The organism is Acidobacteriota bacterium (assembly GCA_012517875.1).
In the GTDB taxonomy this organism is placed as follows: domain Bacteria; phylum Acidobacteriota; class JAAYUB01; order JAAYUB01; family JAAYUB01; genus JAAYUB01.
The window spans coordinates 1-23,164 of sequence record JAAYUB010000078.1 but is presented as its reverse complement, the minus strand read 5'-3'; the positions used below and the strand labels follow the sequence as shown (position 1 = coordinate 23,164).

Sequence of the window (23,164 nt, the reverse complement as noted above, 5' to 3'; positions counted from 1 at the left end):
TCCGGTTGCGGCATCGAACGATGACCTAAGACAACCGCCCAAAATGGCAATCAGCCGCAAACCCATATCAATCAAGGATGTAGCTTTCCGGACGAGCTTCGGACTTGGTCCGGAGAAAACAGAGAATCAGGGGCCAAACAGAGAAAGAAAGGCAGGAAGATGGGGAGAATCGATGGTGCGGAGGGGTGATTTGGAAAGATGTGAAACGGGCGCAAACCCTTTAGAAACAAGGGAAAAAAGAAAACCCGTCACCCCGGAGAATGACCCCAGAGAGACGGGTTGTCTTTTTTCAAATGGTGGAGGCGGGGGGAATTGAACCCCCGTCCGAGAGTTTTCAGCAGCCGGAGACTACATGCTTATTCTGTTTTCGTGTCTCGCTTCAGGCGATCCAAACAGAAAAACTCGCCGTCGGCCAACCCCTGTTTCTCGATCCGCCGCTCGGAGTCGCACGGCGGATCCAGCCTGCTGTGTGACGGCAGCCGGCCGCCCACAGGCGGGAGCGACCGGTACCGGGCTGCTAGTTAAGCAGCCAGTGCGTAGTTAGCTTCAGCAGCTATTGTTAGCTTCCCGATTTTTACGGGTCAGGAAACCCGGCATGCCTCCGGAGCCTCAACCACTCCCGTCGAACCCTTTTCGCCCCCATCAAAGATCATCGACGCAGTCAGATTATACCACATGCCGGCGCAGATGCATGTCCGATTTCTCCACCGGAAAAAACGGCCGGCCCCGGGTGGGGCCGGCCGGATGCGAAATATATGCCCTGGAGTTCGGGCGTTAGAAGCGGTAGCCGAGCGACAGGCCGAACAGGTGAGCGCTGCTCTCGTAGCGCCCGGAGTTCGGGACGATCCTGAAGGCGGCGTTGTTGTTGATGTCCCGCTCGAAAAAGTAGATGTACATGTAGGCGACGTCGAGCGTGATCTTCTCGTTGTGCCAGCCGAAGCCCGCCTGGAAGCTGACCCGGTTGGAATCGGGCAGCATTGGATCGAGGGTGGCGTTGGGCACCGGGTTCCAGTCGTAGTAGGCGCCGGCGCGGAGATCCAGGCTCTCGGAGTACTTGTACTCGTTGCCCCAGCGGAGGGTATAGCCGTCCTTCCAGAGCTTCGGGATTTCCTGAGATACCAGCGCCTGTGTCGGCTGGGAAAAGATGAACGGCAGCGTGTTGTAGACGCTCCAGTTGGTCCACTGGAAGTCGAGCTCGGTGGTGTAGTTCTCCTTCGGGGTGGTGGCGAAGCCCACCTGGATCACGTCGGGCATGGTGATGGCGGTCTCCACCTCCTGGTTCGGGAAGAGGGAGGCCAGCATCCCGTCGTAGACGGGATTGCCCGTGCTGGGGATGGTGTTGGTCAGGTCGCCGTCGAAATCCACCTTGACCTGGCTCCGGTAGCTGGCCCCGAAGGACAGCTTGTCGTTGATCTTGGCCAGCAGGGCCGCGTTGGCGCCGAACCCGGTGCCGGAGACATCGGCGCTGAAGTAGCCGTCGGGGACGCCCGGAATGATCTGGGCCAGGTACAGGTCCCGTTCCAGTTTCGCTGAGCTGTACACGATGTCCAGACCGACCGCGACGCTCAGGACGTCGTTGATCTTGTATGCGATGTTGGGATTGAGGTAAAACGCCTGCAGTCGGACGTTCCGCGACGAGTACTTGCCGGGGAACTCCGCCGGCCACTTCTTGCTCAGGCCGTACGGCACAAAGAAGCCGAAGCCGAAGTACCAGTCCTCGTTGAGCTGGTGGGTGACGTACATGTGGGGCGGGATCTCCCAGCGGTCGTCCGACTCGATGGACAAGGTGCCGAGGTCATTGCTCCAGGTCGTGCCCTGAGCGATGGCCGTGGCGCCGAAGTAGAACTGGGTCCCCTCGAGTTGAGTGATGCCGGCGGGATTGTAGAACAGGGCCGACGGGTCATCGGCCCGGGCAACGAACGCCATGGCCTGGGCCATGGAGCGGGCGCCCTGCTCGTTGATGGCGAAACCTGCGGCCAGCAGGTTCCCGCCAGCCAGCAAACCCATTGCGATCACTGCCATGACGAGTCTCTTCATAGACTGCTCCTTATGTGATTTCAGAATCGAACTCGGCTCCGGCCAGCTCAGACCGTACAGGGATCCGCATCCGATCGAAAATTGGGATGTATTATAGCGGTGAAGCAGACGAAATCAACACAAATGTGGCGCGGGCGCGGGCTCCGGATCAATCGTCCGGACTCTCTTCCTGCAGGACCGCGGGGCTGACCTTCCCGAAATAGTCGCGCAGCGCCCGGCTGAAACGGGCCACCGACGGGTAGCGCCGATGCGGTTCCTTGGCCAGCGCGACTCGGATGATGAGTTCGAGTTCCTCGTCTACCATGGGATTGGTCTCGCCGATGAGCGGCGGTTCCTGCCGGGTGGCGCTCAGGATGGTATCCGCCATATTGCGCCCCTGGAACGGCCGCTTGCCGGCGAGCATTTCGTACGCGATCACCCCGAGGGCGAACTGGTCCGCCGCCGGCGTGATCAGCAGGCCCTGAATCTGCTCCGGCGCCATATAATAGGCGCTGCCCAGCAGGAAGCCGAGACCGGTGGACGTCGTCGAGGATTGCAGCTTCGCGATGGAAAAATCGAGAATCTTGACCCGTCCCTCGGAAGTTAGGCAGATGTTCTCCGGCTTGATGTCCCGGTGGATCACTCCCTGCTTGTGGGCGCAGTGCAGGCCGGCGCACGCCTGGGAGATGATCCGGTAGAAGAGCTTCAGGGTAAGGATGCGCTCCGCCTGCATCAGGTCGCGCAGGGAGCGGCCTTCCACATACTCCATGACGATCACGTAGTTGCCGTCGTAGAAATCCACGTCAAAGATGGTGGCCACATTGGGGTGCAACACCCGCCCCTGCGCCTTCACCTCCTTCTTGAAGCGCTGAAGGTGTTCCGGCTGGCTGACGATCTCCCCGGGAATGACCTTGAGGGCGACAAACCGGTCGATGATGGGATCGAACGCCTTGTACACCTTGCCGGTGGATCCCTTGCCCAGCACGCGGACCACATCGTACTTGCCGATCTTTTCCAATCGCATCGCTCTAAATCCTTTATCCGCTGCATTATACCACACACCCCGGCCGCCGGTCGGGTATTTCGGATTGATAATCGGATCCGGTTTCACTACAATTGAAGTAAACAATCAGATGTCCGCCAATGGATTGCGAGGAGGCATTTATGGCTACCAAAACCCTTTTCGGCATCCAGCCCCGGATATTGATCATGCTGCTCTTCCTCGGCATCGTGCCGATGATCCTTTGCTTCTGGATCATCTTCTCGCACAGCGAGACGCAGTACATGGAAATGAAAGGCAAGGAACTGGCTGACCTGGCCGAGATCGCGACGCTCCAGCTGCGCAACCAGTTGCAAGCCGCCAGCCGCCAGATGGACGGCCTGGCCTGCAACCCCAGCGTTTTCGAAGCCCTCGCGGCCAGCAACCGGGAGCTGCAGGGGAAGGAGGATGCGACGCTGGCGCAAAGCGTCGGGCAGGAGAAATCCTGGGCCGGCCTAACGCCGGAGGATCCGCTGGTCCGCCGGATCGTGGGCACCCCGCTCTCGGCCTATCTCACCAAGTTCATCACCATCCATCCGACCTTCCGGGAGGTCACCGTCTTAAACCGCCTGGGCGTGGCCGTGGCATCGGCCCACGTTCCCGACCACTATCTGTACGGGGACAGCAAGTGGCGGGATCTCGTCGTCAACAGCTATCTGCAGCGCGGGGCCTACGTCAGCGACGTCAAGCGGAGCGAATTCTACAAGGCTTACATCCTGGAGGTCATCGTGCCCGTCTTCGACTCGAACCAGTCGATGCTGGGCATGATCCGAGGGATCCTGAAAACGGATTACATCAACGCCATCATCCGCCCGTTCCGCTTCGGCGAGACCGGCCAGGCGCTTTTGATCGCCTCCGACGGGACCATTATCTCCTCGCGCGACGTGGACCTCGGCAACCAGGTCACGTATGATTTCTTCGAGCCGGCCAAACCGTTGCTCGAGGAAGGCCAGAAACGGGCGTTCCAGGTGGAGCGCCGGATGGCCCAGGCCCGCTTCATCGGGGTCGCCCGGACCAACCTGCGGGATGCATTCCCCGACACCCACTGGTACCTCCTGGTGGAGCAGGATCTGCAGGAAATCCAGCAACCCATCTCCGGGCTGAAGGGATGGGCCATCGTCGCCGTGGTCATCGTCCTGATCATCAACGTCGTGCTGGCCGTCTGGTTCAGCCGGGAGTTCACCAAGCCGCTCCTGGACATGCATCTGGAGAAGCTCTGACGTCCGCACGCCCGCCGCTCTCCCGCCCCGCCGCCAGGCTGGTATAATGCTCGGCGGGGGTGCCGGCCATGGGTGCGATCCGAATCGAAAATGCCGCTGAAAACAATTTGCAGGGGATCTCCGTGTCGATCCCCCGGCAGCGTCTGACCGTCATCACGGGCGTGAGCGGCTCCGGCAAGTCCACCCTCGCCTACAACGTCGTCTACGCCGAGGGGCAGCGGCGGTACCTGGAGTCGCTGGCACCGTACGCCCGCCAGTTCCTGCACCTGTTTCAGAAGCCCCAGGTGGACTGGATCGGTGGGTTGGCACCGGCATTGTCCCTGCAGCAGAACGCCGGCGCGCCGGCTGTGCTGTCCACTCTGGGCACCGCGTCCGAAGTCTATGATTACCTGCGGCTGCTCTTCTACAGCTGCGCCACACCCCACTGCCCCGTCTGCGCCGAACCTCTGGTGTCGCTGCCGCCTGAAGGGCTGGCCGGCTTGGTCGGCCGGGATTTCGCCGGACAGGAGGTGGCGGTGTATGCTCCGGTCATCCGCGGCCGGAAGGGACATTACCGCACGCTGCTGGAGGAACTGGCGCGCCGCGGCGTCGAGCGGGTCCGGGTGGATGGCAAAGTCCGCCCGCCGGCCGGCGCCGCGCTGGCGCGGCATCAGCGACACACCATCGAGGCGTTGGCCGGAACGGCCCGGATCGGTCGCAGCGGACGTCGCGTCCCCGCCGAAGTCCTGGCCGAGGCGCTCCGCGTGGGCCGGGGCGAGTTCACGGTGGTAGGGGCGGCGGGCGACGTCCGCTTCTACTCCATGCGGAACTTCTGCCATCCGTGCGGCCAGGCATACCCCGATCCGCAACCGGCCACGTTTTCGTTCCTCTCCCCCCAGCATCGCTGCGGCGCATGCGACGGCACCGGCGCCGTCACGCACGTCCCGCCCGAGCTGATTTTTCCCGATCCGGGCCGCCCCCTGGGTGGTCTGGAACCGATCCTGCACGACACCGCGCTGCAACGCCGTCTCCGCCGGGCCTGGCACCGCGCCCTGGCGGCGCTGGACCTGTCCCCGCTGGCGCGCTGGGCGGATCTTTCCGCCGGGTCCCGGGACGCCCTGCTCACCGAGGTCCACGACATGCCGGACGACGACCATCCGGTCAATCTGCTCCTTGCCCACTGGCGCGGGCTGCCCGCCTCCGAGCAGCGCGACTTCGCCCTGCAGTACCTGCGGGACAAACCGTGCCCCGCGTGCGGCGGCTGCCGCCTGGCGGCAGCCGGGCGCGCGTACCGGCTGGAGGGCGCCGGCGTGGCGGACCTGGTGGACCTGCCCCTGGACCGGCTGGCCGCCTGGCTGGAGGGACAAGCCGCCGGGTTTCGCCGCCGGTTTCCCCAGGCCGGCGTGCTCATGCGAGAGATGGACCGCCGACTCCGAACCATGATGCGGATCGGTCTGGGGTACCTCACCCTGAACCGATCCACCGACTCGCTCTCCGGCGGCGAGCTGCAGCGGCTGCGCCTGTCGGCGCGGCTGCAGAATGCCATGGGCGGCGTGCTCTACGTGCTGGACGAGCCGTCCATCGGCCTGCACCCGGCCGATTTCGGACCATTGATGGATCTGCTGCGCGAAATCCGCGACCAGGGCAACACCCTCATCGTCGTGGAGCACGACGCCTTCACCATCCGCAGCGCCGATCACGTCATCGATCTGGGCCCCGGCGGCGGCGCCGGCGGCGGCCGGTTGCTGTACAACGGTCCGGCGGCCGGTCTCGCGGAATGCGCGGAATCGGTGACTGCCGCCTACCTGGCCGGCCGGATCCACGTGCGCCTGCCGGCTCGGCGCCGGGCGATCGGCCGAAACGGCATCGTGCTCGCGGGAGTCCGGACCCACAACCTGAAGAACATCCGGGCGTTTTTCCCGTTCGCCGCCCTAACTGTCGTAACGGGGGTGTCCGGCTCCGGCAAGTCCAGCCTCGTGGCCGACACGCTCTATCCGCTGCTGCGCGCCCAAGCACAGGGCGGTCAGGGGCGGCACCCCGACGTGGACACGTTTCGGCTCCGCGGCGGCCCGGTGGATCACGTCTACTTCGTGGATCAGAGCCCTGTGGGCCGGACGCCGCGCTCCACCCCCGCCACATACACCGGCCTGTTCGACGAGATCCGCCGCTTCTTCGCCCGGCTGCCCGAAGCCCAGGCGCGCGGGCTCACCACCAGCCACTTCAGCTACAACACCGGCGACGGCCGCTGTGCCGCCTGCGGCGGCATGGGCCAAGTCCGGATGGAGATGAAGTTCCTCCCCGACTCGTTCGTACCCTGCGGCCAGTGTCAGGGCCGGCGCTACGCATGGGACGTGCTCCGGGTCCGCTATCAGGGGTTCTCCATCGCGGACGTGCTGGAGCTCAGCATCGCCGAGGCGCTGGACCTGTTCCGTAACTTCCCCGCCCTGCGGCGACGGCTCCAGGTGCTGGCCGACACGGGGATGGGCTACATCCGCCTGGGCCAGCCCACGCCCACGCTCTCCGGCGGCGAGCAGCAGCGGCTCAAGCTGGGCGCACACCTGCTTGACCGCCAGCTGCGCCACGCCGTGTTCCTGCTGGACGAGCCCACCACCGGTCTCCACTTCGCCGACATCGACACCCTCTGCGTCCTGATCCACCACTTGGTGGATGCGGGCAACACGGTGATTGCCATCGAGCACAACCTGGACTTCATCGCCCAGGCCGATTACGTCATCGACCTCGGCCCCGGCGGCGGCGCCGCGGGCGGCGCGGTCGTCTATGACGGACCGCTGGCGGGCCTGGCCGGCGCGCCCCGCTCCGCCACGGGCTCGTATTTGCGCCACTACCTCAATAGCGATTGCACTCCGTTCGGAAATGAGGCAGACTATGGCGCTCGGACTGTGGATGCGCCATGATAACCACATTCACCTTCACCGCCCAGGTCGTCTTCACCGCGCTGTATCTCGTCGCAGCATACCTCTATCTCAAGTATTTTTTCTCCGTGGAGCGGCGCTGCGGGCTGCTGGCCGCGCGCATGCTCGTGGCCGGTTTGGTGGTGCACCTGGCGGCGCTGGCGGTGCGGATCGCCCACCTGGGCTACCTGCCCATCGCCACGCTGTGCGACGCCCTGTCGTTCGCCGGGTTCATCATCGCGCTGGCGTACGTCTGCATCGAAAAGTTCTCCCGCGACTTGTCCATGGGGGCGTTCGTCGCGCCGATCATTTGCGTCGCCCAGGTGATCGGCCTCCTCTGGTTCCACCCGTCGGGGGATTTGCCGGCGCGCTACCGCAGCCACTGGTTCGAAATCCACGTTTCCAGCTCCATGTTCGCCTTCGCCTCCTTCGCCATCGCCACCATCGGCGCCATACTGTACCTCGTGCTCTACCGCGAGCTGCACCGCAAGCGGCCCGGCCGCTTTTACAGCCGGCTCACGTCGCTGGAGCAGCTGGACCGGGTGAACCTCTACGGCAGCCTGCTGGGCGTGATCCTGCTGGCCGTGGCGATCGTCACCGGCTTCAACTGGATGCGCGAGATCCGGGCGTCCGCCGACCTGCGCCTGGATGCGCGCATCATCGCCACCTGGTTCACCCTGGCGGTGTTCCTGACCGGGCTGTTGGTGCGCCGGATCACCCGCGCCTCGGGGCGGACATTGAGCCTGCTGAGTATCGCCGGGTTCATCCTGGTGGTCATGGCGTTCGCCTTCGAAGGCATCTCGCACTGAGGACGGTTTAGCGGCATGATCCGTCTCAGCTACTACGGCTTCACCTTCCGGCAGACCCCCGTTGAGCTGCGCGAGCGGATGGTGCTCACGGACGACGTGCTGGCGGGGCGCGTGGCACCGCTCCTCGGCCAGGCCGGCATCACCGAGGTGTACCCGCTGTCCACCTGCAACCGCACGGAGCTGTATGTCGTGCAGCTGGGCGACGGTGACGCCGGCGGCCCCGTCCGGGCGCTCTTCGCCGGTCTGGCCGGCGCGGACGTCCGCACCGATCGCTACCTGGAGCACGCCACCGGGCTCGAGGCGGCGCACCGTCTGCTGGAGGTGGCCGCCGGCCTCGATTCCATGGTCATGGGCGAACCCCAGATTCTCGGCCAGGTCAAGGAATTCCAGGACAAGGCCCGCCGGCACCAGCTGCTGGGCACGGTGACGGAGCGGTTGCTTCGGACCGCGATCCACGCGGGCAAGCGGGCCCGGGAAGAGACCGAGATCGGCCAAGGCGCCGTTTCAGTGAGCTTCGCCGCGGTGGAGCTGGCGCGGAAGATCTTCGGCGGCTTCGAGCACAAGACGGCCGCCCTCATCGGCGTAGGCGAAATGGGTGCGCTCTGCGCGCGGCACCTGCAGGCCCACGGCGTGCATCGGCTCTACCTGCTGAACCGAACCTTCGAACGGTCGGTGGAGCTGGCCCGGGAGCTGACCGGCATCCCGGTGCCCATCGAGGAGCTGTACGCCACCCTGGCCCAGTCCGACATCGTGGTCTCGGCCACTGCGGCGCCCGGCTTCGTGATCCAAGCCGGTCCCTTTCGCGAGACGGTGGCCGCCCGGCGCCGGGAGATCCTGCTCGTGGACATCGCCATTCCCCGCGACATCGAGCCGGCGGTGGGCGACCTGGCAGGGGTGTTCCTCTATGACATCGACGACCTCGAGGGGATCGTCGATGCCAACCGGCGCAAGCGGGAAGCCGAGGTGGACAAGGTCCGCCTTCTGATCCAGGAAGAGCTGGATGCGTTCACCCGCTGGCTGGGGTCACTGGACGTGACGCCCACCATCGTCGCCCTGCGCGATAGATTTGAAAGCATCCGCCGTCGGGAGCTGGACGGCTATCGGCATGCTCCGCCCCAGGAGCGCGAGCTGGCCGAGCGCGTCACCCGGGCGTTCATGAACAAGCTGCTGCACGCGCCCGTCACCCGGCTGAAGGAACTCCCCGACGAATCCGACAAACTCCGCTGCAGCGAGGTGCTCAACCGGCTGTTCGATCTGGAGCACCCGCCGGCGGACTCGGAGGCGCATGAAAGCTGACGCGCGTTGCATCATCCGCGTGGGCTCCCGCGGAAGCCGGCTGGCCTTGGCTCAGACCCGGCACGTGGTCGGGACGCTGGCGGAGCGCCATCCGGAGGCGGCGTTTGAAATCGTGGTCATCCAGACCAAAGGCGATGTGATCCTGGACACGCCGCTGGCGAAGATCGGCGACAAGGGGCTGTTCACGAAGGAAATCGAGCAAGCGCTCCTCAGCGGCGAGGCGGATCTGGCGGTGCACTCGCTCAAGGATATGCCGGCCCGGCTCCCGGACAGCCTGGTCCTCGGCGCGGTACCGGCCCGGGTGGAGGCCGGCGACGCCCTGGTCTCCCCCGCCGCCGCCAGCATCGCCGCGCTGCCCGCCGGGGCGTGCGTGGGCACGAGCTCCCTGCGTCGCCGGGCGCAGCTGCTGCACCGCCGGCCCGACCTGGCCGTGGAGGATCTGCGCGGCAACGTGGACACGCGCCTGCGCAAGCTGCGCGACGGCCGGTACGACGCGATCATCCTCGCCGCCGCCGGGCTCATCCGGCTGGGGCTGGCCGGCGAGATCACTGCGCGGATCCCGGTGGCGGAGATGGTCCCCGCCGTGGGCCAGGGCGCGCTGGCGTTGGAGTGCCGCGCCGATGACACGGCCATCCGCGATCTGCTGGCCGCCGTCCACCACCCGCCTACCGACCTGGCGGTGACGGCGGAGCGGGCGTTTCTGGCCGTGCTGGAAGGCGGCTGCCAGGTTCCCATGGCGGCCCACGCGACGCTGGACGGCGGGCGGCTCCGCCTGACCGGGCTGATCGCGACGCTGGACGGCCGCCGCGTCCTGCGGCACGAGGCTGACGCACCCGCCGAACCGGCGGCCGCGGCCCGGCTGGGACAGGCAGTGGCCGGACACCTGCTCGACGAAGGCGGCCGCGAGATCCTCGCGGCCATCCTGGGAGGACACATCGCATGAAACGATTCGCATTCTGGACCGTCGTGCTGCTGGCGGGTTTCACCGTTCTCGCGCTGGGCGGCAAGAAAAAAGAGCCGCCGCTGCCGGACTACGCCCACTTGATGCGAGTGGAGAAGCAGTTCCAGCGCGGGTTCCGCTTCTACCCCGGCGGCCGGATGAACATCAGCACCGGGTTCATGGGCAACATCGAAATCCAGGGCTGGGACAAGCCGCAGGTCCTGGTGGAGGGCGTCGTCACCGCCTGGGGCTACCGCAACGACGATATGATGGCAAACATCGAGAAGATCAAGCCGGTCTTCTCGCGCAACGAGGCCGAAATGGTCATCGCGACCGACCACCCGAAGGAGTTCCGCCTGGGCAAGATCGACTATCGGATCACCGTCCCGAAGCACCGCACCGACATCACGATCAAATCCAACCGGGGCTTCATCAGTGTCCGCGGCGTGAACGGTTGGCTCGAGGCCGACACCCTGACGGGCTACCTGGCGCTGGTGAACCTCAGCGGCTACGTCTCGGCCGAGACGGACAACGGCGACATCATGGTCCAGTTCGTCGGCCAACGGTTCGAAGGCCATTCGTTTCAGGCCAAGACCAAGAAGGGCAACGTGAGCGTCTATCTGCCGACGTTCTATCACGCTGACCTGAGTCTCATCACCCTGCTGGGCAAACCTACCGTCGACTATCCCCCGTTCACCATCGACGACAAGGAGGTCGAGGTAGTGCCTCAGCTCAAGGACGAGGGCGGCTTCATCAACCAGCGGCTGCGCGACGGCGGGGCCGTCATCCTGGTGCAGACCGATGCGGGCGACGTCAAGCTCGTCAAGTTCGACGAGGACACCGAGTACCTGGCGCCGCCGCCCCCGCCGCCCGCGGGCGATCCCCCGCCGCCGCCGAACCCCGACGGCGAGAAACAACCCCCGCCCAAACCCGAAGGAGAGAAATCGTGATCCCTCAGCCCATCCTCATCGACGGCGAACACCTCACCCTCTCCGACGTGTGCGACGCGGCCCGCCGCCGCCGCTCCGTGAGCTGGCCCGCGGCGGTCCGCGGCAAAGTGGAGCGGGCGCGCGCCGTCGTAGACGCCTGCGTCGCCGAAGACCGGGTGGTCTACGGCATCACCACCGGCTTCGGCAAGCTCAGCCAGGTCCGGATCAGCGTGGACCAGCTCGAGGCGTTGCAGGCCAACCTGATCCGCTCCCACGCTGCCGGCACCGGCCGGCCGTTGAGTCCCGAGGAAACGCGGGCGGCGCTGCTGATCCGCGCCAATGTGATGGCCAAGGGATTCTCCGGGGTCCGGCCGGTGGTGGTGGACACCCTGCTCAGCATGCTGGCTCGCGACATCCTGCCGGTGATCCCGGAGAAAGGGTCCGTGGGCGCCAGCGGCGATCTGGCCCCGTCGGCGCACCTGGCGCTGGTGCTCATGGGTGAAGGCGAAGCACGATACAAGGGACGGGTGATGCCCGGCGGTGAGGCGCTCCGCGAGGCCGGTATCGCCCCCGTGACGTTCCAGGCCAAGGAGGGTCTGGCGGTGCTCAACGGCACCCACTTCATGTCCGCCATCGGCTGCCTCCTGGCCGATGAGATCGACTATCTGCTCCGGAGCGCCGCCGTGGTCGCCGCCATGACCACCGACGCCCTCGTCGGCACCGACACGGCATTCGATCCGCGCATCCAGGCCGTCCGGCCGCACCCGGGCCAGGTGCGGGCCGCCGCGGAGATCGCCGCCCTCATGGCCGGCAGCGAGATCCGCCTCTCGCATCTGGACTGTGACAAGGTCCAGGACGCCTATTCGCTGCGCTGCATCCCCCAGGTGCACGGCGCGGTGCAGGACACCCTCGATCACGCCCGGGCCGTGCTGGCGCGCGAGATCAATGCGGCGACCGACAATCCGCTCGTCTTCGCCGCCGACGCCGCGGTCCTGTCCGGCGGCAATTTCCACGGCGAGCCGGTGGCCTTCGCCCTGGACTTTCTCGCCATCGCCGCCGCCGAGCTGGCCAGCATCTCCGAGCGCCGCCTCGAGCGGCTGATCAACCCGGACCTGAGTGGCCTGCCGGCGTTCCTCGCCCGCGAGCCGGGCCTGAACTCCGGCTTCATGATCGCCCAGCTGACCGCCGTGTCGCTGGTGGCCGAGAACAAGATCCTCGCCCACCCCGCCTCGGTGGACTCGCTGCCCACCAGCGCCAACAAGGAGGATCACGTCTCGCTGGGCATGACCGCGGCGCTCAAGCTGCGACAGGTCACGGAGAACGTGCGCACCGTACTGGCCATCGAGCTGCTCGCCGCCGCCCAAGCGCTGGAGTTTCGCCGCCCGCTGCGGTCGTCCGACACGCTGGAGGCCGTTCTGGGCGCGCTGCGCAAGACGGTTTCATTCATGGACCGCGACCGCAACCTGAGCGTCGACATCGCCGCCGCCGCGCAGCTCATCGCCGACCGCGCCCTGCCTCTGCCCGTCTAGACTCGTCATGGCGGGGCGCGAATCGGCGCCTCCGGAACCGTGGCTTGAAACCTCCGCGTCTTCGGTCCATCTTATCCGTGTGAAAGGAGCATGGCATGGCCCTGTGGGAACTGACAATCCGAACCGATTTTTCAGCCGCGCACCAGTTGCGCCAGTACCGGGGCAAGTGCGAACGCCTGCACGGCCACAACTGGGAAGTGGAGATCACGGTGCGGTGCCGGGAACTGGACACGGCCGGGATCGGCATGGACTTCACCGAGCTGCGCGCGGCGGCCGACCGGGTGCTGGAGCAACTGGACCACACCCTGCTCAACGAGCTGCCTGCCTTCGCCACAGACAACCCCTCGGCCGAAAACGTCGCCCGCTACATCCACCGCGAGCTGGGACGTCTCGTCAACACGGACCACTGCCGGGTCTGGCGGGTGACCGTGTTCGAGAGCCGCGGCTGCTCCGCCGCCTACCTGGAGGCGAGCGATGGCTAAGTACCGCGCCACTGTCACCTGCGTGAGCGGTGGGATGGATAGTGCCGTCACCGCCGCCGAGGCGGCCCGGGATTCCGACGCTCTCTATTTTCTTCACGTCAACTATGGCCAGCGCACCGAGGCCAAGGAGCTGGCTTGTTTCCAGCGCCTCTGCGACCACTTCGGCGCCCGGGAGCGACTCGTCGCCGAGCTGCCCCACCTGGCCCGCATCGGCGGCTCGTCGCTCGTGGACACGCGCATCCCGGTGGAACCCGCCGACTTGACCCGCCGGCGCATCCCGTCCTCGTACGTGCCGTTCCGTAACGCCCAGATCCTTTCCGCCGCGGTGAGCTGGGCCGAGGCGCTCGGAGCCGAGGCCGTCTACTTCGGCGCCGTGGCCGAAGACGGTTCCGGTTACCCCGATTGCCGGCCCGAGTTCTACCGCGCGTTTCAGGAACTGGTCCGAACCGGCACCCGCCCCGAGACCCGGATCGAGGTGGTCACGCCGGTGCTCCACCTGCGCAAGTCGGCGATCGTCCGGCGGGGGCTGGAACTCGGGACGCCCTTCCAGTTCACCTGGTCGTGTTACTGCGACAGCGATGCCGCCTGCGGGCGCTGCGACAGCTGCGCCCTGCGCCTCCGGGGTTTCCGCGAGGCGGGGGCCGCGGACCCGATCCCGTATAAAAACGATGGTGTACGATTATAGAGAGGTTGTATAATGCCCAACTTGAGGACTGAGGATAAGGAGGATTCCATGAAAGCGGTGAAAACCTTGCTGGCCGTGGCGCTTGTTGCGGTCTTCTGTCTGGCCGTCGGGAGCGTCAACCTCCAGGCCATCCCGACCTGGCTGATCAAGGGCAAAATCGTCGACGCCACAACCAAGCAGCCCATCGAGGGCGTCGAAATCTCTTTGCGGGACAAGGCGATGAACCGATTGTACTCGATGAAGACCAACAAGGAAGGCGAGTACCTGTATCGGCTTCCTCTCGGGCACTATCACATGAAGGTCAAGGTGAAGGGGTACATCCCGCAGGAATTTCCCGATATCGCTCATCCCCCCGTCGGTGACGAGCGGGTGGAAAATTTCGAGCTGCAGCCAGGCGAGGGCATCCTGGCGTCCGAATTGACCGACGAGCAGCGGATCGAGATCGAAAAGCAGCGGGCGGAATACGAAGCCAACAAGGACAAGATCGAGGAGATCAAGAAGGTCACCGGCGAGGTGAAGAAGCTGTTCGACGAGGGCATCCAGCTCAAGGATGCGGGCCAGTACGACGCGGCCATCGCCAAGTTGCAGGACGCCCTGGTCAAGGATCCCAACCAGCCCAACATCCTGGGCCATCTGGCCGACTGCTATTACGCCAAGGGCAGCCACGACCTGGCCATCGAAACCTACACCAAGGCGCTGGCGCTCAATCCCACCGACGCCAACATGCTCACCAATTTGGGCAACGCCTATGTCAAGAAGGGGATGATCCCCGAAGCCAAGGCCTCGTTCGAGAAGGCGATCCAGGCCGATCCGGCCCACTCCGACGTCAACTACTACAATGTGGGCGTGGTGATGGTCAACGCCGGCAAAAACGACGACGCCATCGACGCCTTCCGTAAATGCCTCGCGGCCAACGCCAACTACGCCGCTGCGCACTACCAGCTGGGCATGTGCCTCATCAACAAGGGTGATTACGCGGGTGCCATCCAGTCGCTGGAGACCTACCTGAAGCTGGACCCCAGCGGCAGCTATGCCGCGATGGCCAAACAGATGCTCCCGGAGTTGAAGAAGCTAGTTAAATAGGGCGGCCGCGCGCCGGCAGCCCACGTCGGCCAGACTTTCCAGTGCCCCGATGAGGGCGTTCTGAACATAAAGGTTGCTGTCCCGGAAACGGGCCAGCAACCTTTCGAATATTTCCCCCGGAATTTCATTGGGCCGGTTGAAGAACGCGCCGGCGATTGCGGAGATGGCCTGCGCCCGGAAGCAGAAATCCGGATGCTCCATCAGTGTTGCCAGTTCATTCAGCGCCTGGTTCCCGCCCTGCTGGGCGATGAGGCCCAGCACGTCGATGATGATCAACCGACGCTTCCGCCGAAACGTGTCGCCGTGAATCTCGCGTTGAAACAGCCGCATCAAGCCCGGCGTGGCGGCGTCGTCGCCGATCTCACCGATGGCGTCGAGCACCGCGGTCTGAAGGCGCTGGGAACCGGCGCCCCGCCGAATGGCCGGGTGGCTGATCTTGCGCAGGAGCCACGGAATCGCCGCCGGGTCACCCAAGGCGGCCAGCCCGCAGACGGCCATCTCCTCGCGGGTGCGCTCGCCGCACGTCAGCAGTTTGCGGAGCACGGGCAGCGCCCGGCAATCCTTGGTCACACCGAGCTGCGGGAGCAGCTCGTAGCAATCGGCCAGGCGGCCGCGGCGGAGCAATTGCGCGCAATCACCCGCGGCTTTCGCCGGGGATGCCATTCGCCGGGGTGTGCGGGGTCCGGTCATGCCACCACCATTCCACGGAATCCCAAATATCTTACGGACTGCACCCTGAACTTGTCAAGGATATCGGCCACGGTGGTTGAGAATTCTCCCTGTTGGAAGTTCGGAGCAAGAGTGAGGGAGACAGGAGTGAACAATGAACAGTAATTGGTGAATGGAGTTGGATTCGTGCTTGTAATCGTAATCGTGATCGAGGTTTGTTTCCGATCATCGGACATCAAAATTCAGACCTGAAACCTAGGTTCAGGGCACTGGATCACAGAACCCAGATCCTCGTAACGATTCACCTATTCCTCCATTCCCCGAATCACCGATTCTCACCTTCCCCATTCGCCGCTTCTTCCGCGGCGAACAGCCGCCGGGCGGCGGCGAGGCCGCAGCGCTGATGGCAGTGATACGCCCGGGCCGCGCGTTCGCGGATCGCCGCTGCGCTCTCCCCCGCGATCCAGCCCGCCACCGCCGCCTCCAGAACGTACGCTTCGGGTGCCAGCAGGCCGGTGGTCCAGAGGCGCGCCGTTGCGCAGGCCCGCCGGAGCGGCTCGCGGAAATATCCGCGGCTGGCGCAGGCCAGCACCATCGCCTCGCGCCGACGCGCATCCCGCCGCTGCGGCGGATCAACGCGGAGATCCATGAGTCCGTTGTGTCCAACGTACACAACCAGTCCGGCACCGCCGCCCAGCGGCAGCGCCACCGGTTCCCCGCCGTCGGCCACGGTGACGCGGGCGACGGGAGCTCCGGCCGCCGCGGCCAGGAAGTCCTCCACCGCCTGCCGAATGGCCGCGCCGCGGTAGGCGTCGGCCACCAGCCAGACAGGTTCGAGCGCGTGGCGGAACACCCGCCGCTCCAGTACCGGCCCGCCGGGCGTGGCCGGTGCGGCGACGCGGCGCCAGTCCGGGCTCCGCTCGAGGTACGTGCGGACGCCATAGCGGGCGCCCCAGTACAGGTTGCGGGCCGGATCGTCGCCGTCGCCCAGCACCGCCGGGACGGGAACGATGCCCTGGTTCCGATTGTCGCACAGGGCTACGAAGACGTGGATGGTCCGGGGTTGGGGCCCCGGGAGCCGGGGCGAACTCGCCTCGGCGGGCCGGTCTGCCAGATGAATCAGGATGAAGGCAGCCAGCAAAGCCCGACCGACGTACCGCTGACAGTCATGGGTGGGGCATCGGCACATCGTGCGTCGGTCCTTTGTGGGAACGCCGGCGGATCGTCAACGGGATTCCGATGAACCGGCCGACTCCGCAAGCTCTGTCCGGAGCGTCGCCTCCAGCCATCGGAGCGAAGCGTCGGCGGGGTCCAGCGCCTGAGCCTGACGGACAAGCTGCAGCGCTTCGGCGCGCCGGCCCAGGCGCCGCAACGCGGCGGCATGTTCGTACAAGGCCCAGAACCGGTATGCACCCTCCGCTTCGGCCGCCTGGGCGAAGCACTCCGCCGCCGCCGCATCGTCGCCGAGTTCGGCATGGGCCTGGCCCTTGTCCATCAACGTGCGAAACCGATCCTCCCATCCGGTGTTTAGCGCATCCTCGAAATTGCTGATCGCCAGCTCCAGCTTCCCGGCTCGCAGGTAGTTCGAGCCCAAGGCGGCGAAGGCCTCGGCGCAAAAATTGTCCACGCGAAGCATCTGCCGGCAGGCGTTGAATCCCTGTTCCACCCCGACCTCTTCGATCCGGACTTTCTCCAGCACCCGGGCGGCCTCCCCGCCCCTCCATCGGGGATCCCGGGCCAAGACCTGTTCAAATTAGCGCCGGGCTTTCGGCAGCCGGTATTTTCGTAGCCAGATCCATCCCAGACCGAACAGGCTCGGCAGATCGTCCGGTTCCAGTTCCAGTGCCCGTTCCCAGCACGCCTGCGCCGCGTCGCTCACGCCTTCCTGTTCCCATCGCTCGGCCTCCGCCCGCCACTTGGCTGCGGTTTTCTGCGATGCGGTCATGGCTGCCTCCATCCACTCGAGCGGGTGTGTCGCCGCTTCCCATTGTACTCGAAAAGACGCGGCCGCAACCCTTCCAAACATGCGAACCGTCTCTGCGCGACAGCGTGCGAGAGGAGTGGGCGTGAACGCCATGCCGGATCACCGCATAGGCCCACGGATTAAAAATTGAAGGACAACCACATCCGGAATCTATATAATAAAGTTTCCATTTTGTGTCGGAAGGAGGTCCTGATGGAGTTCAGCCGTCGATCTCTGATGAAGTGGAGTATCGGCGCAGCCGCCGGCCTGGCCGCCACCCCGCTGGTTGCGGCGGAATCCACCGAACCGTCGGCCAAAGCAGACAAGGCGGCACCGGATTATGCCGGCGTACTCGTGGACACCACCCTCTGCATCGGCTGCCGCAAGTGCGAAGAGGCCTGCAACCGGCGGAACCATCTCCCGCGCACCGCGCTGAACTTCACCGACCGTGATGTGCTCAGAACTTTCCGGCGGCCGTCGGAAAACGCCTTCACCGTGGTGAACCAGTTTCCCGGCAGCCCCTCACCGGACCAGGCGGGACTGCCCCAGACCTATGTCAAGGCCCAATGCATGCACTGCCTGTACCCGTCCTGCGTGTCGGCCTGCATCGTGGGGGCGCTCACCAAGTCGAACGACGGGGCGGTGGTATACAATCCCACCATCTGCCTCGGCTGCCGCTACTGCCAGGTCGCCTGCCCGTTCGAGGTGCCGGCGTTCGAATTCAACGAGCCGCTCAAGCCGAGGGTTCGCAAGTGCGAATTCTGCACCGACCGCGCCCGGAACACCGGGGCCGATCCCGCCTGCGCCAGCGCCTGCCCCACCGAGGCACTCGTGTTCGGCCACCGGGCGGAGCTGGTGGCCCTGGCCCGGGAACGCCTGAAGCGGCGCCCCGACCGCTACATCGACCACATCTACGGCGAACACGAGGTGGGCGGCACCGCCTGGCTGTATCTGGTGGGCCGGCCGGTGACGGAGATCGGGATGTTGGACTTGCCCGAGAAGCCGCCGCCGGAGCGGACCGAGGCCATCCAGCACGGCATCTTCAAGTTCGGCCTGCTGCCCGTCGCGTTCTACGGCCTGCTCTCCGGCATCATGTGGTTCAACCACCGCAAGGAGACGCCGCCGGACGGCGCCGCGCCCGGCGCCGAAGGGGGTGAGCGATGACGCTCAATGACCATCCCCATCGGGTCACCAAGCCGTTCTTCACGTTCGGCACCATCACCCTGCTGATCATCATGGGCATCGGCTACGCCTTCGGCATCACCCGCCTGATCCTGGGGCTCGGCTCCGTGACCAACCTGGACAATCACAATCCCTGGGGCATCTGGATCGCCTTCGACGTCGCCTGCGGCGTGGCGCTGGCCGCCGGCGGCTTCACCACCGCCGCCCTGGTGGACATCTTCGGCCGGAAGAAATACCTGCCGTTGCTCCGGCCGGCCATTCTGACCGCATTCCTGGGCTACCTCTGGGTGGCCATCGCCCTGAGCTTCGACCTCGGGCGCTACTGGAACATCTGGCGCCCCATCTTCAACTGGCAGGGCAACTCGGTCCTGTTCGAAGTGGGCATGTGCGTCACCTTCTATTTGATGGTCCTGTGCGTCGAGATGAGCCCGTCGATCCTTGAGGGACTCAAAGCCCGCATCGATGGGAACGAATGGGGTGCCGCCCTGCTCCGGCGGGTGGAGAAGCCCATCCTGACCCTGTACCGCTGGGTCCGGATTGCGCTGCCGTTCTTCATCGTCACCGGCGTGGTCCTGTCCTTCATGCACCAGTCGTCGCTCGGCACGCTCATGCTCATCTCGCCCACCAAGCTGAGCCCGCTGTGGGACACCAACGTCCTGCCCGTCCTGTTCCTTCTGTCGGCTATCGCGGTGGGCTTCCCCATGGTGATCCTCGAGTCGATCTACGCCAACATCAGCTTCGGGCGGAACCCGGAGATGGAACTGCTGACCCCGCTGACCCGCTTCGTCCCCTGGTTCCTCGGCGCCTACGGGCTCGTGAAGCTCGTCGATCTCGCCGTCCGCTGGAACACGCTGGATCTGCTCGCCCAGCCCGCGGCCACGGTCTCGCTCATCATCGAGATCATGCTGGGCATCCTCGCTCCGCTGGCGCTGCTCCTGAACCCGGCGGTGCGCCGGTCCATGGGCTGGCTGTTCTTCACCGCCTCGCTGATCATCTTCGGCGTGGTGCTGAACCGGATCAACGTCTTCCTGGTGGGCTACAATCCCCCCTACTCCCTGCGGCCCTACTTCCCGTCAGTGGGCGAGATCGCCATGACGGCGGCCATCGTCTCCAGCATCCTGTTCTGCTACCGGTTCTTCGTCACCTACTTTCCCATTCTGCCCGGCTACATGCCGCTGAGCCCGGAGCAGCTGGCCCGGATGCATGAAGAGCGCGCCAAGACCGTCACGCCGTTCTGGACCTGGGTGATCCGTGGGGCCGGTATTGTGTTCCTGCTGATCTTTGTCCTCCTCTACAGTGTGGTGCACGAGGAGGCCATCAGTTCCACCATCCGGACGGTGACGGAGATCCAGCGGGTCCAGGCGGCCCGGCCGGAACCGACCCCGACGACTGCGGCGGCAGCCTATCCGCACCGCCCGGCGGCCTACAAGAACTTCTACCTGCTGAACAGCTCCGCCCTGAACTCGGGCGTGGACGACTATGAGCCGGTGGGGTTCGCCCACCGGATCCACGACGAGCTCACCGGCGGCGACTGCGGGGTGTGCCATCACCGCTACGCCATGAGCGACGATGACCGCGTGGGCGAGGATCTCAAGACCCTCCACGCCATGATGGAGGTCCGCTTGGGCGGCCCATGCGCCGATTGCCACGACGATTTGGCCGACCGGCCGCCCCAAAGCTGCACCCGCTGCCACGCCCAGCCCGGCGAGGCGGACGACCCGTCGCGCATCGGACTCAAAGGCGCGTACCATCGCCAGTGCATCGGCTGCCACGAGGGCCAGCTCAAGCCGGCCTCCGCCCCCACCGGCTGCGACGACTGTCACCACCCATGGACGCCGGACCACGAACGGCTGGTCAGCCTCGGCGCCGCACCCACCCCGCAGGACGTGACCCGCTCCTGCCTGAGCTGCCATCCGCAGGTGGGCCAGGACCTGCTGGGCACCGCCCACTGGCGCTGGCAGGGCTTCTCGCCCACGCTGGCCGGCTACGAGCACCGGAAGGACATCAGCCTCACCCTGATGGTGAACAACTACTGCATCGCCATCGCGCCCAACATGCAGCAGTGCGCTGCCTGCCACATCGGCTACGGCAAGCAGGACAAGGATTTCAATTTCAGCAACCCGGCCAATCTCGACTGTCTCGTCTGCCACGACACCACCGGCAACTACCGCAAGGATCCCCTCAACGCCGGCCTGCCGGCGGCGGGCGTGGACCTGCCGGCCGTGGCGCGGAAAGTGGGGCGTCCGTCGCGGCAGGCATGCGGCTCCTGCCACTTCCACAGCGGCGGCGCCACCAACGCCAAGCACGGAGACCTGGAGCCCGTCATGGCCGATCCGAAGCCCGAGTATGACGTCCATATGGGCGCCCTGAACATGCGCTGCCAGAACTGCCACACCACCACCCAGCACCGGATCGCCGGGATGTCGCTGAGCGCGCCGGCGGTGGAGGGCCGCGTGGAGTGCGGCAAGTGCCACGGGCCGACGCCGCACGGCGTGTCGGGACCGCTGTCCCGGCACCTCGACGACCACGTCCGCGCCATCGCCTGCGAGACGTGCCACATCCCCGCCTTCGCCCGCGAGACGCCCACCCTGCTGCGGCGGGATTATTCCCAGGCCGGCCAAGACCGACCCGAGACCAGGGACAACCTGGGCATGCCCGCCTATGACAAGCGATTTGGCGCGCTCACCTGGGGCCGGAACCTCACGCCGGTGTACCTCTGGTTCGACGGCACCCGTCACGCCGCCCTCCTGGGCGACACCATCGACCCGGCCGCCGCCGTGGTGCTCAACGCGCCCGTGGGCGAGAAGCGCAACCAGGCCGCGCGGATCTTCCCGTTCAAGCTGCATACCGCCGTGCAGCCGTACGACACCGAGAACAAGACCCTGGCCATGCCGCGGTTCCTCTCCGACTACTGGGTCCGCTTCGATTGGTCCGGCGCCATCGCCGAGGGGATGAAGGTGGTGGGCCTGCCCTACTCGGGCAAGTACGGCTTCGTTGAGACTCGGATGTACTCGGCCATCCACCACGGCGTGGTCGCTGCCCCGAAGGCGCTGGGTTGCACCGATTGCCACTCCACGGAGGCCGTCCACTGCGTCCGCTGCCACCAGGGGGCGCAGGGCATGGACCTGCCGGAGCACCGGCGCAAGATCTACCCCGAGGTCAAGCAGCGCCTCGACTTCAAGGCGCTGGGCTACCCGGGCGATCCGGCCCAGGTGGGCGGACGCTTCTACCTGACCCTCGGCCGCGGCCGCCCGCCCCGATAGGCCGCCGGCACGATCAACCACCGGCGGCTACCGGTGCGCACATCCAACCGGTAGCCCGTCGTCCCGGCGCTCGGCAACCCGACCCTGACGCGCCCGGAGGTGCCTCTCTCCACGTGCATCCGGAATCTGCCGGATGTTCCGGCGTCGCTGCACGTTTGACTCCACTCGCCACAACCGGTTCCAGACGGACCGGTCAAATCCGGTGCCGAAATCTGCAAGCCGAGACGCAGAAACATTTTCAACATAATCTGAAAAACTTTTCATACAAATCGCACCGATCCCTACTTTGAATATAACTGTCCGTTGGAATTTCCCTGATTGGTAGCGGGTGTGGATTCATTCGATCCCATGTCTGATTTCGGTGCCAGAGATCGGTCGTCCGGCCAGAGCGGACGACGCTATCCGGATTTCGTGTCGGAGCCGAGCTGGATGGCGCCGACTCATCAGTCGGCGTCTCAACCCGACCCAGCGGGAAACAGGCCGCCGGCGACGAATCCTCTGACCATTATTTTTCACGGGAGGTTGGAATGCGTGTACGACGTTTCGCGATTGTCCTGATGCTGCTTGCGCTGGCCGCCGGTCTCAGCTTCGGCTACCGGGGCTACAACGTGTCGTGGAGCGACGAAGGCTGGCTCGTGCTGACCTTCGAGCTGGGCGACTACCGTGTGGAACAGATTCAAGCCAACAATCAGACCTACTCCAAACTTGCCTTCGAGGGCGGTGTTTGGACCCACCAGCGCGGCTACGCCGAGCTGCCCATCCTCAGCGCCACGGTCCAGCTGCCCGCCGAGGGCAATTACAGCGTCGAGATTCTGGACGCCGATTTCGATCTCGTCCCCCTGGAGCACCCCATGCTCCCCTCCAAGGGTGTGATCTACCGCAACCAGAATCCCGCATCGATCCCCTACTGGACCGACCCGCACGCCCAGACGCTCAAGGTCTATCCCGAGGAGATCACCCGGCTCAGCGATCCGTTCATCTTCCGTGACGTCCGCGGGTTGACCGTCTTCGTCCACCCGTTCCAATACCTGCCCCGGACCGGCCTGCTGAAGGTGCACCAGACGATCCGCGTGGTCCTGGTTCCCGAGGAGTCCGATGACAGCACCAATCCCCTGCCCGTTCAGCCGAAACGGCTGGTCCGGGAGATGGACAGCATGTACCGCTCGCT

General features: G+C 65.7%; 19 protein-coding genes and 1 other RNA gene. 13 read left to right on the top strand and 7 right to left on the bottom strand.

Annotated features, from left to right (window positions below; genetic code table 11):
* Positions 1–294: 294 nt before the first annotated feature.
* From ssrA to GX414_08320, 3 genes are all read right to left on the bottom strand, one after another.
* Positions 295–641: a transfer-messenger RNA gene (gene ssrA / locus GX414_08330) on the bottom strand.
* A gap of 133 nt (positions 642–774) precedes the next feature.
* Positions 775–2,037, bottom strand: coding sequence for a transporter (locus tag GX414_08325; protein ID NLI47099.1), 1,263 nt, complete (start codon positions 2,035–2,037; stop codon positions 775–777).
* A 148-nt stretch (positions 2,038–2,185) separates the two neighbouring features.
* Complete coding sequence (locus GX414_08320) at positions 2,186–3,040, bottom strand: serine/threonine protein kinase (protein NLI47098.1); 855 nt, start codon at positions 3,038–3,040, stop codon at positions 2,186–2,188.
* Between the two features lie 140 nt (positions 3,041–3,180).
* Here GX414_08320 and GX414_08315 point away from each other — a divergent pair, with 140 nt between their 5' ends.
* From GX414_08315 to GX414_08270, 10 genes are all read left to right on the top strand, one after another.
* Positions 3,181–4,275 (top strand): hypothetical protein, encoded by a 1,095-nt coding sequence (locus GX414_08315; GenBank protein NLI47097.1) that lies wholly within the window; start codon positions 3,181–3,183, stop codon positions 4,273–4,275.
* A gap of 68 nt (positions 4,276–4,343) precedes the next feature.
* Positions 4,344–7,169, top strand: coding sequence for an excinuclease ABC subunit UvrA (gene uvrA / locus GX414_08310; protein NLI47096.1), 2,826 nt, complete (start codon positions 4,344–4,346; stop codon positions 7,167–7,169).
* A complete protein-coding gene (gene ccsA, locus GX414_08305) occupies positions 7,166–7,975 on the top strand; it encodes a cytochrome c biogenesis protein CcsA (GenBank protein ID NLI47095.1) in 810 nt (269 codons plus the stop codon). Before uvrA ends, ccsA begins: the two co-directional genes overlap by 4 nt.
* Positions 7,976–7,990: 15 nt before the next feature.
* Positions 7,991–9,271, top strand: a complete 1,281-nt coding sequence (locus GX414_08300) for a glutamyl-tRNA reductase (GenBank protein NLI47094.1) — start codon at positions 7,991–7,993, stop codon at positions 9,269–9,271.
* A complete protein-coding gene (gene hemC, locus GX414_08295; GenBank protein NLI47093.1) occupies positions 9,261–10,214 on the top strand; it encodes a hydroxymethylbilane synthase in 954 nt (317 codons plus the stop codon). The genes GX414_08300 and hemC overlap by 11 nt, the downstream gene beginning before the upstream one ends.
* Entirely contained in the window at positions 10,211–11,161 is a 951-nt protein-coding gene (locus tag GX414_08290; protein NLI47092.1) for a hypothetical protein, read from the top strand. Before hemC ends, GX414_08290 begins: the two co-directional genes overlap by 4 nt.
* Positions 11,161–12,669: a histidine ammonia-lyase gene (hutH, locus tag GX414_08285; GenBank protein NLI47091.1), complete on the top strand. Its 1,509-nt coding sequence runs from the start codon at positions 11,161–11,163 to the stop codon at positions 12,667–12,669. Before GX414_08290 ends, hutH begins: the two co-directional genes overlap by 1 nt.
* Before the next feature lie 101 nt (positions 12,670–12,770).
* Positions 12,771–13,151 (top strand): 6-carboxytetrahydropterin synthase QueD, encoded by a 381-nt coding sequence (gene queD / locus GX414_08280; protein ID NLI47090.1) that lies wholly within the window; start codon positions 12,771–12,773, stop codon positions 13,149–13,151.
* Entirely contained in the window at positions 13,144–13,836 is a 693-nt protein-coding gene (gene queC, locus GX414_08275; protein NLI47089.1) for a 7-cyano-7-deazaguanine synthase QueC, read from the top strand. The genes queD and queC overlap by 8 nt, the downstream gene beginning before the upstream one ends.
* 48 nt (positions 13,837–13,884) lie before the next feature.
* Positions 13,885–14,919, top strand: a complete 1,035-nt coding sequence (locus GX414_08270) for a tetratricopeptide repeat protein (protein NLI47088.1) — start codon at positions 13,885–13,887, stop codon at positions 14,917–14,919.
* On the opposite strand, the gene GX414_08265 is transcribed toward GX414_08270, so the two are convergent.
* The 4 genes from GX414_08265 to GX414_08250 all read right to left on the bottom strand — a co-directional run bounded on the left by GX414_08265 (position 14,908) and on the right by GX414_08250 (position 17,533).
* A complete protein-coding gene (locus GX414_08265; protein NLI47087.1) occupies positions 14,908–15,609 on the bottom strand; it encodes a hypothetical protein in 702 nt (233 codons plus the stop codon). The genes GX414_08270 and GX414_08265 overlap by 12 nt on opposite strands.
* A 304-nt stretch (positions 15,610–15,913) precedes the next feature.
* On the bottom strand, positions 15,914–16,777 hold the full coding sequence (locus GX414_08260) for a hypothetical protein (GenBank protein ID NLI47086.1): 864 nt from the start codon (positions 16,775–16,777) through the stop codon (positions 15,914–15,916).
* A 36-nt stretch (positions 16,778–16,813) separates the two neighbouring features.
* On the bottom strand, positions 16,814–17,287 hold the full coding sequence (locus GX414_08255) for a hypothetical protein (GenBank protein NLI47085.1): 474 nt from the start codon (positions 17,285–17,287) through the stop codon (positions 16,814–16,816).
* 54 nt (positions 17,288–17,341) lie between these two features.
* Positions 17,342–17,533: a hypothetical protein gene (locus tag GX414_08250; protein ID NLI47084.1), complete on the bottom strand. Its 192-nt coding sequence runs from the start codon at positions 17,531–17,533 to the stop codon at positions 17,342–17,344.
* Between the two features lie 231 nt (positions 17,534–17,764).
* Between GX414_08250 and GX414_08245 the strand changes: the two genes are divergently transcribed.
* The 3 genes from GX414_08245 to GX414_08235 form a co-directional block, all read left to right on the top strand.
* Complete coding sequence (locus tag GX414_08245; protein NLI47083.1) at positions 17,765–18,715, top strand: 4Fe-4S dicluster domain-containing protein; 951 nt, start codon at positions 17,765–17,767, stop codon at positions 18,713–18,715.
* Complete coding sequence (gene hybB / locus GX414_08240) at positions 18,712–21,996, top strand: Ni/Fe-hydrogenase cytochrome b subunit (protein NLI47082.1); 3,285 nt, start codon at positions 18,712–18,714, stop codon at positions 21,994–21,996. Before GX414_08245 ends, hybB begins: the two co-directional genes overlap by 4 nt.
* A gap of 527 nt (positions 21,997–22,523) precedes the next feature.
* The coding region (locus GX414_08235; protein ID NLI47081.1) for a hypothetical protein at positions 22,524–23,164 on the top strand (641 nt) is incomplete at its 3' end.

What these genes read in the sequence shown, in the direction of transcription:
- GX414_08320 (NLI47098.1), bottom strand. Translation starts at nt 3,040, where the DNA reads ATGCGATTGGAAAAGATCGGCAAGTACGATGTGGTCCGCGTGCTGGGC.
- GX414_08315 (NLI47097.1), top strand. Translation starts at nt 3,181, where the DNA reads ATGGCTACCAAAACCCTTTTCGGCATCCAGCCCCGGATATTGATCATG.
- hemC (NLI47093.1), top strand. Translation starts at nt 9,261, where the DNA reads ATGAAAGCTGACGCGCGTTGCATCATCCGCGTGGGCTCCCGCGGAAGC.
- ccsA (NLI47095.1), top strand. Translation starts at nt 7,166, where the DNA reads ATGATAACCACATTCACCTTCACCGCCCAGGTCGTCTTCACCGCGCTG.
- GX414_08260 (NLI47086.1), bottom strand. Translation starts at nt 16,777, where the DNA reads ATGTGCCGATGCCCCACCCATGACTGTCAGCGGTACGTCGGTCGGGCT.
- hybB (NLI47082.1), top strand. Translation starts at nt 18,712, where the DNA reads ATGACGCTCAATGACCATCCCCATCGGGTCACCAAGCCGTTCTTCACG.
- GX414_08300 (NLI47094.1), top strand. Translation starts at nt 7,991, where the DNA reads ATGATCCGTCTCAGCTACTACGGCTTCACCTTCCGGCAGACCCCCGTT.
- GX414_08250 (NLI47084.1), bottom strand. Translation starts at nt 17,533, where the DNA reads ATGACCGCATCGCAGAAAACCGCAGCCAAGTGGCGGGCGGAGGCCGAG.
- GX414_08325 (NLI47099.1), bottom strand. Translation starts at nt 2,037, where the DNA reads ATGAAGAGACTCGTCATGGCAGTGATCGCAATGGGTTTGCTGGCTGGC.
- GX414_08265 (NLI47087.1), bottom strand. Translation starts at nt 15,609, where the DNA reads ATGACCGGACCCCGCACACCCCGGCGAATGGCATCCCCGGCGAAAGCC.
- GX414_08245 (NLI47083.1), top strand. Translation starts at nt 17,765, where the DNA reads ATGGAGTTCAGCCGTCGATCTCTGATGAAGTGGAGTATCGGCGCAGCC.
- uvrA (NLI47096.1), top strand. Translation starts at nt 4,344, where the DNA reads ATGGGTGCGATCCGAATCGAAAATGCCGCTGAAAACAATTTGCAGGGG.
- queC (NLI47089.1), top strand. Translation starts at nt 13,144, where the DNA reads ATGGCTAAGTACCGCGCCACTGTCACCTGCGTGAGCGGTGGGATGGAT.
- GX414_08270 (NLI47088.1), top strand. Translation starts at nt 13,885, where the DNA reads ATGAAAGCGGTGAAAACCTTGCTGGCCGTGGCGCTTGTTGCGGTCTTC.
- GX414_08290 (NLI47092.1), top strand. Translation starts at nt 10,211, where the DNA reads ATGAAACGATTCGCATTCTGGACCGTCGTGCTGCTGGCGGGTTTCACC.